The sequence below is a fragment of the Legionella birminghamensis genome, from assembly GCF_900452515.1.
In the GTDB taxonomy this organism is placed as follows: Bacteria; Pseudomonadota; Gammaproteobacteria; order Legionellales; family Legionellaceae; genus Legionella_C; species Legionella_C birminghamensis.
Map to the genome: position 1 here is coordinate 3,097,972 of NZ_UGNW01000001.1, position 12,875 is coordinate 3,110,846.

The window sequence follows — 12,875 nt, forward strand, 5'->3', positions numbered from 1 at the left end:
AATTTTAACCTATAGTATAGACTAAATATTGAATAGAGTTACCCTATCTTTTGCGGGCAACTCAGGAAATCGATTGACGACTGACTAGGCTCCCTCCTGGAATCCTTCGCCATGCTCGCTTAGTCGGCTTATCTGGACTGGTATTTTTGCCAAAGCAGCTGTACTGGTCCATTTCTGTTTAATAATTCGCTGGTTGGCCCATCCGCTACAATCTGTCCCTGCTCAAGCAAAATAACCCGATCAAATTGGGGGAGGAGATGCAGACGATGTAGAGTAACCAGAATGGTGGATTCGGCATAGGATTCAATAATACCGGAAAGAATTTTCTTTTCTGTCGGCAGATCAACACTGGAGGTTGGTTCATCCATTAAAATAAGCGAACTGAATCGCGCAGCAAACAGGCCTCTTGCCAAAGCAAGCCTTTGCTTTTGCCCCACCGACAAATTAAGCCCTTTCTCTCGAATATCGGTTAATAATCCTTTTGGCAGTTTTTCGAGTACTGGTTTGAAACAGGCCAGATCGATAGCCTTCTCCATCACCTCCGTGCTGGTCTCGATATCCATGGTGATATTAAAGGCAATGGTACTCTCGAAAATCTCTGGCTCCTGAGGGATCAGGGTGGTAATCGCATGCAAGGGCTCCAAGGAATTGAAACACACGCCATCGATGCAAAGCGCTGCTGTCTGCGGCTGATACAAACCTGACAATAAATGAAGCAAGGTGCTTTTTCCTGCCCCGCTTAAACCAATTAATGCAATTTTTTCACCCCGTTTTATATTCAAATGAATAGGCGAAACACGGTCTCCTCTATGAGTATCTGGCTCATGGGTAAATGTTAGATTGCTAATGGACAGGCTATGCCATTGCTGAGCCACAGCCTCACCAGGTACTGGATGAGCCAGGGTTTCCAGATCCTGCTCGATAGGCTTGATGCTTTTGACATCAGTATTCATGCGTACCAATTCACTATAATGCATGCTCAGATTATAAAATACCTCAGCAAGCTCCCACTGATAACGAAAAATCATCACTACCGTGCCGATTAAAATCCCATTTGTGGTTTGTAAATGATAAACAATATAGGCAATTAGAATGAGTGACTGTACTACGGTCAGCAACATGCCCATAATAAACCATTTTACTTCATTCAGTACCGATTCCTTCTTGAAAAAAGGCCAAATGGCCATAAGTCGCTGGTAGAGATTGTTCTCGGTAAATTGCGCCAAGCGCAAGGTTAAAATGGTAGTGATATTACTGATATAGTCAAAAAGACCTGCCCCAACATGATTTTCTGTTTCATTTTCTGACTCATAAAGCGGGATAAGTTTGCGATCAAACAACATCACCATAAATGCTGCAATCAGACAGGCCAGCAAACTTGCAAGGCCTACGGGAAAAGCAATCCACAACAGGAAGACGATTGATACTATAAATTTGATGATGGTTTCTACGTAAATAAATTGCTCTTCTGCAAAACGCCTCAGTGCTGTAGAAGCACGGTTTAAACGGGTGATAATATTGCCGGAATGATGGTCTTGATGCCATTTTAGGGGCAACTCGGTCAATTTGCGATAGATCTGTAGTTGAAATGATTGCTGAATTTTCAGGGCCACCCGTCTTTCAACTACCCGCGCCGGCCCATGAAACAGCCAGAACAGAGGCAATAAGAGAACTCCTGCCACCAGCCAGTACACCACTTCATGTAAGCGGCCGGGTGAAAAATGCTGCAAAACATCAATCGTTTTTCCAAAGGTATAAGGGCTCAGGCTAATGAAAGCCTGGGCAATGATATAGGCAATATAATAACTGACAATGGCAGGACGCCAGGATTTGCCATAGGACCAAACCGTTTTAATCAGATTAAAGTAAGGGTTTCGCATTTCATGCCTGATTGTTCGCAGTGTCCAGCATAGATACCGCGAACATGTCGCGGTAAGTAGTGGATTACACTGTTATGCGGTAAGTAGTAGGTTACACTGTTATTTATTTTTTTACTTATTATAAATTCTTACAGTTATATTCTGGATGAATTTCTGTAATGTCTTTATAAAGCGCGAGACATAAATCTTTGATCCCATCTCCCTGGGGAGATGCGGAATCTCCTTCACCAGCCTTGCTGTTCAAAGCAACAGCAACCGTCACATTGCTGCACTCACTCCAAATATACATGACGCGATATCCCAGGGTGCTGCCTTCATAAGCCCAGAAACGATTTTCCTGCTGTGGATCATAAAGATAAGCTACCCCCAGACCAAATCCAGCCTTTTGATCGGCATCAATATTGGCAATTTCCTTGCCGCCAGGAATGGAAACGACTGTTTTAAGTTCCGTTAAAGCCTTCTGACGGTAATTGTCTTTAAATATTTTCCCATTATACAGCGCCTGCACCCAATGGACGACATCGTTTATATCCGAGACAATTGCACCTGCCGCGCCTGCCCAGGACAGATTGTTTTTAGTAATATCGGTTAATTTCTGCGTTTTATCATCAAATGTATAACCGCGTGCCATTTGTGGTAATAGCTTTTCCAGCAGCGCCTGGCCATTCTCACCGGCAGGATAATAACTGTTCATCAATAGCAAAGGGGTTAACAATCGTTTCTGTAACTGCAAAGCCAACTTTTCACCACTTACTTTTTCTATAATCATTCCGGCAAGAATATAATTGCTGTTTGAATAATCAAAATGCGTTTCTGCGCGGGGAGGTATGCTTTTATCGGGCTGGGCGTACTGTAATAATTGAGTGTCTGACCATTGCCGGGTCAAATCATTCTCAAGAATTTTGTCGAAGCTGTCATTGGTACTATAACTGGGGATACCGCTGGTCATACTTAAAAGATCTTTAATCTTCACCGCTTTCCACTGGGGGTATTGCGGCAGCCATTTGCCGATAGGATCTTCAATGGATAATTTTCCCTCGCCTTCCATCTGCAGTAAAATTGCAGCGATAAAGGATTTGGTTATGCTCCCAATTTCAAACAGCGTCTTCGAGGTGACCGGCTTATCATAAGGTGCCAATCCCTGATTACCAGCATAAAAGTTCTGAATGTCGCCGTTTAAAGACGCAACTTTTTCGGGTAGGAAAACGGCAACAGCAATGCCTGTCAAGTGTTCAATTTTCCCTCTGGATGCCAGATAACTATCGACTGTCGATTGCAGCTTTTGATGGGCAAAATGCAGGGGTTCACTATTGGCAGCATTTAGAGAAAACGAGGCGAAGCACGAAAGCACCGAGGCAAAAATCCTTTTTTTCATAAAATTAGTTCCATTTAAATTTATATTGATACTCGCTTAACAATGAGCAGGCAAGCTTTCTGTGTAATTAATGCCTTAATCCCATTCAAAATAGTCATCAATCAGCTTTTCAATAGTCGTTTTATCTCTTTTGACTACTTTCTGCTGCGGCTGAGAAAAATTAAAGGTTTGCAAGGCCTCTTCAAGGGTTAGAAAAGTATACCCATGTTCCCGATAAAGGTTAACAATATCAGGCAAAACATAGGCATTCAGAATATTGGCGTGAATTAACAATATCTGAGCCTGATCCTGTTTGTGATTATAACGGTTATTCTCTTCAGCGATTAAGGTTTGTTTCCAGATAAATTCCAGGTAATCATATTTAACCTCTTCAAGGTAAGCCCTTCTGTCTTCCTGAGGTACTGATAAAAGGCGCTGGTTAAATATAAAATCCTTACTGTCGATAGTGATCGGTGCGATTTTATAATGCCTGGATTCAAGGAATTTCAGCACCTTTTCCTTTTTTCCTTTTTTCCCCATCGCGAGATAGGGATAACGGAAATATTTAGGCTCCGTCAGCACTGGCGATAAAATCTTATCGGCTTCCTCAATTTCCTGGATATAAGTTTCGGTATCCACTTTATTCAGATTGATGTGAGACATCGTGTGGTTGCCCACACCAAACCCTGCATCGCGAAACTTGTTTAACATTGGCCAGTTATCCTGTCGTACATTGCCTGCGATTACAAAACCGGTTACCGGAATATTATTTTCCTTAACGAGATTAATAATACGATCCAGGTGGAAATTCTTGTACTCTCCCACAAAAGGCAAATCGTCTATGGTAATCGCTATTTGTCGGGTCTGGGTATGAGCAGAGGAAATTGAAACCATTAAAACTAATAAAATTTGGAATGCTATTTTCATAAATACTGTCTTGATTTAAAACCGCCTTCGCGAGAATGGCACATGCTTTAGCTGAATGGCCAAATGAAGGTATGAGATAATAGCAGCTAAGGAGCTGTCAAACAAATGAATGCATGCTTTCCAGCTCAGAAGGACGGATTAGTTTTATTTTTGTACAACTTCCAGTACTTTTTCATCGGGCAAGATATTAAAGGATTGACGAACCTGCTCAATCGGCTGGTCCATAACCGGCCAATAGTCCCAGTTATCAAATAAATCAACATTCATTAAACTGCCTCTTTGCAGAGCCAGGAATTGCTCTTCCGGGTTAAATTCGCCAGTCATACCAGGTACATCGATGGGAACTGTTTTTACCCCCAAATGAAATTGGCTAATAATAAACAATAGAATCCAGGGTCTGCCTACATTACGAAATCCAGCAGTAAATGAAGCGACCTTCAATTCCCCAACCGGTGTCGTATCATAACCGCCCAGGACATGCGCCATATCATGATAGGTCATCATCACCGGGCTGCCGTATTTTTCACCTGGAAATATAAATTGGTGATCCGTATAAAATCGCCAGAATTCCTTTCCCAACGTTCCATCGGGCAAGTTTTCTAAATCATGATATTGTTTTGCCAATCCTGGATCCTGATAAAACCCTCTCATCGCCCCCACTATTTTATAAATGCCTTTAAATTTTTCCTTACGCCAGGCCTTGGAAATAGCTTCGCCAATATACATATGGCGTACTACATCCAGGGCATAGAGAAGGCGATGCTCTCCTGCCAGCTTTTGCAAGGCATCCACCAGGCTGTGATCAACCTTTAATGCATCTGCGAACCGTCTTAATATTTTTATCTGCTCAGGTTTGGGCGTACCATTCACGGTGGATATAACCACCATGCCTTCTACCAGTTGTTGCCGTAAAGCGGGCTCGCTAATGTCTTTCGCCAATTCATCAGGTTCAATCGGCTCACTGATTTCATCGAGGAAATAGTGGGTATTAGTGATGAATTTTTGTGCCGCTTCGAGTGTTCGGATTTGCAGTTCGGTAAGCTCTTTCGTCTCGGGATCCGCCAGCATAATTTCCCTAAACGCTCTTAACCCTGACTTGGCTTGTCCAGCCGAAGGTTTTAACAGGCGCATTTCTGCTCTCCAGGAATCTTTAACTAAGTTATAGCCTATTTGAATAAAAAGCGAAAAGCATTGTACTTTGCTTGCCAGTTAAGCCGGCTAAGGCTAGGATGAAATTAAATTAGAGGATCAGCGTTATAGGAAAAGGATATGCCGCTCATTGAAACACAACATATAAATGCCACGAATGACGATTTTTCAGGTAATAATGGAATTGGGCGCTACATTTTCCTGACAGGCTCTGATGAGCGTGCCCGGGAGCTTAGCCAGCAATTTGAAGAAGTGATTGTCAGAAAACATCCAAGGCAGCATAATTTTTACATGGGTAAACTCAAAAGTCACGGACAGCGCATAGATGTTGCGGCCATCTCCACCGGCATGGGGGGGCCTAGCGCTGATATTATCATCAATGAACTGATTATGCTTGGCGCCCGCCGCTTACTGCGTATCGGCACGGCCGGTTCACTGCAGCCAGATACTATCCATGTCGGCGATATCGTAGTGGCCACAGCCGCTGTCCGCGACGATAAAGCTTCATGGGATTACATCTACAGGGAATATCCAGCCATTGCCTCACTTGAATGCCTGATTGCCGCCCATCGCGCTGCCAGACTTTTAACGCATCAATCCCCTATTCACTTTGGGATAGTCCATTCCAAAAGCTCCCTTTATGCCCGCGAATATCACTATTCATTTATGGAAGAAAATGATCAGTACATGAAAACCATGCATTTGGCCGGGATTCTCGCAACGGAAATGGAATGTGCGCAATTGTTTACCTTAAGTTCCTTAATGAGCGCAAAACTGGAGAAAACCGAAGTGAATCCGGTTCCTATTTTCTGCGGGTGTATACTGGCTATCGTAGGGGATAAAACTTCCTTTTCAGAGGATAAACAGCGTATAAAACAAAGTATTGATTCGGCGATGACACTGGGACTCGAGACTGTTAAGGCCCTGGCGATTATTGACCAGGAAGCGCAGCATGATTTTTAAAATCTGAATCCCTTCATGGGCCCCGCGGTCGACGCCGCGGGGATTCGGCCTATCGCTGCGTAGATGATCACCCGAACTCCCGCGGCATCGACCCACCGAACTCCCCGCGGCATCGACCCACCGAACCCCCGCGGCATCGACCCACCGAACCCCCGCGGCATCGACCCACCGAACCCCCGCGGCATCGACCCACCGAACCCCCGCGGCATCGACCCACCGACCTCCCGCGGCATCGACCCACCGACCCCCCGCGGCATCGACCCACCGAATTCCCGCGGCATCGACCGCGGGACCCAAGCTGGAGCGGCTCTACAAATTCCTGGTTTGCCCGCTTCCCCACAGCAGCCATTTATAACTGGTTAAAGCCTGCAAGCCCATTGGGCCGCGGGCGTGTAATTTCTGAGTACTGATTCCAATTTCTGCGCCCAGACCAAATTGTCCCCCATCAGTAAATGCTGTGGATGCATTGACATACAAGGCAGCGGCGTCAACAGTCTGTAAAAAATAATGGATGCTATCTGGATCCTCGGCAATAATCGCTTCGCTATGGCCTGAGCTATACTGGCTGATGTGCTCTACTGCCTCATTCACTGATTTAACCGTTTTTACAGACATTTTGTAATCTAAAAACTCCTGTCCGAAATTTTCTTCTGAGGCGGATCGAAGGAGAGAGTCCGGATAAAACGCTTTCAAGATGGCAAAACTGGGCTCATCCGCAAAAATTTCCACATGCTTTTCAATCATGGGCGCGACAAGCAACGGAAGATCCGCAAGGCGGTCGGCGTGAATAACCAGGGTATCCAGGGCATTACAAACACTAACCCGTCGGGTTTTGGCATTAAAAATAACTGGCACTCCTTTTTCCAGAGAACCGCTTTTATCAAAATAGGTATGAACAATCCCTGCGCCGGTTTCAATTACCGGAATACGCGCATGTTCCCTGACAAAATCAATCAGGTTCTGACTACCGCGAGGAATACAAACATCAATGTAGCCGCTGGCACTCAATAAGGCGGGTAATATCTCTCGCGCATTGGGAAACAAGTAAACCATATCCGGGTTCAGGGCATAGTCTTTCAGGGTCCTATGAATAACTGACACCAATATACGATTGCTGTGCTCAGCTTCTTTCCCCCCTTTCAGTACACAGGCATTGCCGGTTTTAAAACATAGGGAAAACACATCGATTGTAACATTGGGCCTTGCTTCATAAATGACTGCAACCACACCAAGCGGCACAGATACTTTTTGAATTTTTAATCCATTAGGACGTTGCTTTTCTTCGAGGATTTGATGTAAAGGGCTTGGAAAATCAGCAACCGACACTACATCGTCAGCCAGTGAATGAATCCTTGCTTCAGTCAATAGCAAGCGGTCAAAACGTGGGTCTGCCTCAGGCATTTGACGAAGATCTTTTTTATTTTCCGATAAGATTTCAGGAATTGAAGCGCGCAGATTGCCGGCCAGGGCACGCAGGATTTGACTGGTATTATCCTCACTTAACGTGCTCAGTTCCCGACTGGCATGTCGAACTTTCTTTAGTTCAGAAATGATATCCTTAATCATTCAATTTCCTAATAAATATGTAAGTGATCATAATGAATAAACTCGGGTTTATTCTTTTTACCCAAAAACTCTTGCAATTTCCTGGCGTCATAACGGGCAATCCCTATTCCTATTTTTATATTATCGAATAAAATTTCTACTAAATCGCCCTTCTTAAATTCGCCAAGACAATCTTCAATTCCGACTGGCAAGAGACTGATCACTCGGTTTCCATCTTTGATAATATCAAATAATCCTTTATTGATGAGTACAACCCCATTGGGTTTGTCAGCATTATAAGCCATCCATTTTTTGATATTGGAGGTATTCTTTCGCGGCAGAATTGTGGTGCCCAAGGCTTCTCCAGCCAAAATCCGTAAAATAATATTCTGCTGATCCAGACTCGCAATATAGCTTGTAATCCCTAATTGGGACATTTTACGGGCAGTTGACAGCTTACTGAGCATCCCGCCTCTTCCCATATTGCTTTTGAGGCTGGAAACAGCCGGCCAATCGCTGTCCTCTTTAATCACAGGGATTAACCGCGCTTCTGGATTATCGGGATGATGGCTAAAAACTCCGGCAATATTACTCAGGACAATTAACTTATCGGCATTAATTTGGGCAGCAATTAGGCCGGCGAGCTCATCATTATCAGTGAACATTAATTCTTCAATCGCTACGCTGTCATTTTCATTAATTATCGGGATAATATTTCGCTGGTTTAAAATTTCCCTGATTAGGCGGGCAATGTTTAAATAATGCTGTCGGGTATGAAAGTCCTGCCGGGTTAACAGCAACTGTGCGGTTAAAAGCGTATGCGTTTTGAAAAGAGACGAATAGGTTTTCATCAGTTCAGGCTGGCCAATGGAGGCCAACACTTGTTTCTCGGCAATCGAATGCCCATATTGACGCGCCAGATAATCCTTGCTTATTTTTCGCCCAGCACCCACAGCTCCGGAGCTGACCAGGACAAGCTGATTCCCCTGTGCCTGTAAATGGGCAATTTGCTCTACCAGATGCCGCATGACAGGTTCGTTGAGGGTGCCGTCAACCGTCAGAATACTTTGCGTCCCAACCTTAATTACAATAATCATTCAGGATTTTGCATATCATCAAAACGTTGTTTTACTGCATCAATATTTTGCATCGCCTGCAGAATAACATCGTTGAATTGCTCTAATTGCTCTTTATTTTCCTGCTGAAAGCTTTCTTTGGTCATGCCATCTTCCAATACCATCGAAACCAGCCCTCTGATGCTTTGACGTGCTTTTTCAATTTCCTGCAAAAGTGTGTGCAAGGGGGTTGCTATTGCTTCATTTTCAGTAATGACCGCGAGTTTTTGCTGAACTTCTGTAGCCATTGCTTCTAATTTATTATCAAGATTAACAATATTAAGCTGTGCATCATTGTCCATTAAATTTAAAAACAATTCCGGTTCCTTCTGTTCTTCGTTAACCATACTTACTCCAGAGTACATAAGAATTAGTCGCTTTGTCGAGTATTTGAAATAAAAAATTTATTTTCTTATATGGTAGATGAATTTCTTCCACTCCTCAAATGATGCTATCATGCCTGTTTTTTAAGCATTAAGAAAAATATGTTGCTTGATGGTTTATTCATTATCGGTATCGGCATCGAAGCAATTACCGGCGCCTTATCGGCGGGCCGGAAAAAAATGGATTTTTTTGGCGTAATTGTCATTGCCTGCATCACAGCCTTAGGAGGAGGAACAGTAAGGGATGTGCTGTTTGACACCTATCCTCTCACCTGGGTCACTCACCCGGAATACCTGTTATTTACGTCTGCCTGTGCCTTTATCACGATTCTGCTCGCCGATTATTTACTCAGGATCATGAAAATTTTCTTAATTCTCGATGCCTTGGGCCTCTCGACTTTTGTAATTATCGGCACGCAAAAAATTCTCGCCAGCGGGCTTTCCCCTTTAGTGGCAGTAATTAGTGGCATGTTAACCGGGATTTGCGGCGGCATGTTGCGGGATATTCTTTGCAATGATATCCCTCTTGTTTTAAGGAAAGAACTTTATGCCATGATTGCTTTAGCCGGCGGTTTGCTTTTTATTGTGCTGGATCATTTTAAAGTGCCAACGAACATCAACATATTAATCACATTTATCAGTATCTTCACCTCTCGTTTACTGGCTATTTTTTATCATATTGAAATGCCGAAATTTGTAATGAAAAACGGTTGAAATGCAACCTACATCGTAGGCTGGGCTGTAAAGCCCAGCCCATAATCTACTCTTCTTCCTTCATACCGAAGATGGTTACTTCTTCCACAGGCACATCAGCATGGCCCATTTTATTGCCTGTTTTTACTTTGGCAATTTCGTCAACCACATCCATGCCTTCGACCACTTCCCCAAATACGCAATAACCATAGCCCTGAGCATTCTCCGCTTTGAAATCAAGGAAGCCATTATCCACTACATTGATAAAAAACTGGGCAGTAGCGGAATGGGGATCCATTGTTCTCGCCATCGCTATGGTGCCGCGCTTATTAAGTTTTGCAGTTTTGGCTTCGTTTTTCACTGGGCTATTGGTCTTTTTCTGCTGCATATCAGCGGTTAATCCACCCCCCTGAATCATAAAGCCGGGAATGACGCGATGAAAAATAGTGTCATTGTAAAAACCGCTGTTTACATAATTTTTAAAATTTTCGACAGTCTCAGGGCTTGTGTCTTCGTGCAGCTGTATACGGATATCGCCCTTGGATGTGTTAATCGTAATCATGGAATCTCCTCTTGAATTAATGATTAGTGGCTTGAAAAATCAGGTTTCTCATCTGCGTGCAGACTTCATGCATAACATGAATATTGTGTATGCTGGCAAGTGCTGTGAATACATTGGATTTTTGCTTAAACAAATGGTGCAAGTAGGCGCGCGAATGCGTTTTGCAGGTATAGCAAAGACAACTCTCCATCACCGGGGCAAGATCATTGGCAAAACAGGACTTCTTGATTTGCAGCCGATGGTTTTCATAATCGCTTGCAAATCGCAGCCAATGCCCCTCTTTTACGATTTGACCAGAATACAAAGCACCGTGCCTTGCATTGCGAGTCGGTGCGACACAATCGAACATATCGATGCCTTCCGCTACTACATCGAGCAAGTCCTGGGGGGACATACCAACCCCCATGGTATATCGGGGCTTATTCTCCGGCAGATATTGCCTCACCCACTGAATAATCTCCACGGTTTTTTTCATATCAAAACCGACAGTCTCACCGCCAATCGCCACACCATCCAAATCCATACTGGCTACAAATTTGGCGCTCTCACAACGCAACTCCTCGAAAATGCCTCCCTGGACAATGCCAAAAAGAGCCTGCTTCGCGCCATAACGTGAACAGGGATATTGCTGGTGATAATCCATGGACTGCTGCAGCCAACGGTGCGTTCTTTCCATAATATGCACTACTTCCTCATAGGAAGATGCGTCAGGCGTGCATTGATCAAAGGCCATGATAATATCGGCACCAATGATTTTTTGCGTTTCGAGTGACATCTCTGGCGTCATATGTATCAGACGCGAGCCGCCCGGTAATTGAAAATGCGCCCCCTCTTCGTCAATACGGCAGATTTCCCTGTTTTTGGAAAGGCTAAAGACCTGAAACCCGCCGCTATCAGTCAGCATAGGCCCCTGCCATCCCATAAAGGGATGCATGCCTCCAGCTTGCTCGATTACCTCCATTCCCGGCGCGCAGAGCATATGATAGGTATTGCCGCCTAATATGATTTGACTTCCTGCTTCCTGCAATTCCCAGGGCGTCATATTATTCACACCCGCCCGGGTTCCAACGGGCATGAATACCGGGCTTGTAAAACTGCCATGGGGAGTATTAACACGAATGATCCGCGCCTTGTTATGGGGATATTCGGCAAGAACTTCACACTGAAAAGTTGACATGGAAATGCATTTACCTGTAATCGATTCGACCTGTTATTTGCCGGTATTATACGCCAACCGTTGGGAAATTAGGCAAGCCTAATTTTTTATTGATTGCTCACCCTGATAGTAAATAATCGCCGTTCCTATAATAATAAATAAAAAATATAAGGCCGACCAGGCCGGCATGGATAAGCCAAGCCATTGCCAGTTTACCTCAGCACAGTCGCCAGAACCCCAGAACATCGCATGCATTACATCTTTCAGTGGAAAATATTTCACCATCACATCCAGACCCGGCAAGCAAGCTGGCACCTGATCTGCGGGCAAAGATTGCAGCCATAACTGGCGGCCTGCAAAAAAGAGGCCAGCTCCGCCAAACATCGCTTGCAATACTTGCAGTGTGTTTACACGCTGGCCAGTTCTTACAAAAAGCAGGGCAATTCCCAGACAAACAATAACGAGCACGCATATTCGCTGCATAATGCAAAGAGGACAGGGCTCCATTCCTTTCACATATTGAAAATACAGGGACGCAGCAAAAACTGCCAGGCTGGCTGCCAATATCAAATACTGCAGCAATTTACGAAGGCCTTTGCTCATGATGGCGGCAACATGTATTGAACGGCATCCTTAATATCCTGTTCGCTACAGGACTGACAAGTGCCCTTGGGCGGCATTGCATTAAGCCCTTTAATAGCAGAGGCGACTAACCCATCCACGCCCTTGCTCTGTCGGGGTTTCCAGTCGGCTGCGTCATGGAACTTGGGTGCTCCGGCCACACCGGCCTGATGGCAAACCGCGCAATATTGTTCAAAGGTTTCCTGCCCTGGCAATTTTGCCAGCTTTTTTTCTTCCGCTGGTGCAGCCTTTTGAGTTGAAGCAGTGCCGGCCTCTTCCTCAATATCCACGCTGCCCACCGGTTTGATTCTTTCTTCTATCTGCTGTCGGTCGAAATCTTCCAGAGCCCAGCTTAAGGGGCTTAACGTGAATAATATTATCCACAACGCATAAGGCATATCGATTCCTTTTGTACTTAACTTTCAAAATGATAACGCCATATCCTCAGGATTTCCAGCCAGACTAGAACAGTAACTCAGGATAATTTTACATGCCGGGCTTTACAGTTCAGGCTTCAGTTTTTTATA

The 12,875-nt window shown here is 44.4% G+C and carries 13 protein-coding genes; 2 read left to right on the forward strand and 11 right to left on the reverse strand.

Annotation, left to right across the window (positions count from 1 at the left end; all coding sequences use genetic code 11):
* Nucleotides 1-128 precede the first annotated feature (128 nt).
* The 4 genes from DYH42_RS13265 to DYH42_RS13280 form a co-directional block, all read right to left on the reverse strand.
* Nucleotides 129-1,880: an ABC transporter ATP-binding protein gene (locus DYH42_RS13265; protein WP_058523694.1), complete on the reverse strand. Its 1,752-nt coding sequence runs from the start codon at nt 1,878-1,880 to the stop codon at nt 129-131.
* 118 nt (nt 1,881-1,998) lie between these two features.
* Complete coding sequence (locus DYH42_RS13270; RefSeq protein WP_058523693.1) at nt 1,999-3,255, reverse strand: serine hydrolase domain-containing protein; 1,257 nt, start codon at nt 3,253-3,255, stop codon at nt 1,999-2,001.
* A gap of 75 nt (nt 3,256-3,330) precedes the next feature.
* A complete protein-coding gene (locus tag DYH42_RS13275) occupies nt 3,331-4,161 on the reverse strand; it encodes a polysaccharide deacetylase family protein (RefSeq protein WP_058523692.1) in 831 nt (276 codons plus the stop codon).
* Nucleotides 4,162-4,305: 144 nt separating this feature from the next.
* On the reverse strand, nt 4,306-5,292 hold the full coding sequence (locus DYH42_RS13280; protein WP_058523691.1) for a hypothetical protein: 987 nt from the start codon (nt 5,290-5,292) through the stop codon (nt 4,306-4,308).
* Between the two features lie 138 nt (nt 5,293-5,430).
* Here DYH42_RS13280 and DYH42_RS13285 point away from each other — a divergent pair, with 138 nt between their 5' ends.
* Nucleotides 5,431-6,273 carry a nucleoside phosphorylase gene (locus DYH42_RS13285; RefSeq protein ID WP_058523690.1) on the forward strand — a complete coding sequence of 281 codons (843 nt, stop codon included), beginning with the start codon at nt 5,431-5,433 and terminating at the stop codon, nt 6,271-6,273.
* A 309-nt stretch (nt 6,274-6,582) separates the two neighbouring features.
* Here the strand turns inward: DYH42_RS13285 and DYH42_RS13295 are convergent, their stop codons facing one another.
* From DYH42_RS13295 to DYH42_RS13305, 3 genes are read right to left on the reverse strand one after another with little or no spacing between them, the layout of a single operon-like run.
* Nucleotides 6,583-7,839 carry a glutamate-5-semialdehyde dehydrogenase gene (locus tag DYH42_RS13295; protein ID WP_058525035.1) on the reverse strand — a complete coding sequence of 419 codons (1,257 nt, stop codon included), beginning with the start codon at nt 7,837-7,839 and terminating at the stop codon, nt 6,583-6,585.
* Nucleotides 7,840-7,847: 8 nt separating this feature from the next.
* Complete coding sequence (proB, locus tag DYH42_RS13300; RefSeq protein ID WP_058525036.1) at nt 7,848-8,915, reverse strand: glutamate 5-kinase; 1,068 nt, start codon at nt 8,913-8,915, stop codon at nt 7,848-7,850.
* Complete coding sequence (locus DYH42_RS13305; RefSeq protein ID WP_058525037.1) at nt 8,912-9,280, reverse strand: hypothetical protein; 369 nt, start codon at nt 9,278-9,280, stop codon at nt 8,912-8,914. Before DYH42_RS13305 ends, proB begins: the two co-directional genes overlap by 4 nt.
* A 138-nt stretch (nt 9,281-9,418) precedes the next feature.
* Here DYH42_RS13305 and DYH42_RS13310 point away from each other — a divergent pair, with 138 nt between their 5' ends.
* Entirely contained in the window at nt 9,419-10,030 is a 612-nt protein-coding gene (locus DYH42_RS13310; RefSeq protein WP_058525038.1) for a trimeric intracellular cation channel family protein, read from the forward strand.
* A gap of 46 nt (nt 10,031-10,076) precedes the next feature.
* Here the strand turns inward: DYH42_RS13310 and DYH42_RS13315 are convergent, their stop codons facing one another.
* The 4 genes from DYH42_RS13315 to DYH42_RS13330 all read right to left on the reverse strand — a co-directional run bounded on the left by DYH42_RS13315 (nt 10,077) and on the right by DYH42_RS13330 (nt 12,746).
* Nucleotides 10,077-10,571: a peptidylprolyl isomerase gene (locus DYH42_RS13315; protein ID WP_058525039.1), complete on the reverse strand. Its 495-nt coding sequence runs from the start codon at nt 10,569-10,571 to the stop codon at nt 10,077-10,079.
* A 16-nt stretch (nt 10,572-10,587) separates the two neighbouring features.
* On the reverse strand, nt 10,588-11,748 hold the full coding sequence (gene tgt / locus DYH42_RS13320; protein WP_058525040.1) for a tRNA guanosine(34) transglycosylase Tgt: 1,161 nt from the start codon (nt 11,746-11,748) through the stop codon (nt 10,588-10,590).
* A gap of 78 nt (nt 11,749-11,826) precedes the next feature.
* A complete protein-coding gene (locus DYH42_RS13325; RefSeq protein WP_058525041.1) occupies nt 11,827-12,330 on the reverse strand; it encodes a disulfide bond formation protein B in 504 nt (167 codons plus the stop codon).
* Nucleotides 12,327-12,746, reverse strand: coding sequence for a c-type cytochrome (locus DYH42_RS13330; protein ID WP_058525042.1), 420 nt, complete (start codon nt 12,744-12,746; stop codon nt 12,327-12,329). Before DYH42_RS13330 ends, DYH42_RS13325 begins: the two co-directional genes overlap by 4 nt.
* Nucleotides 12,747-12,875 lie beyond the last annotated feature (129 nt).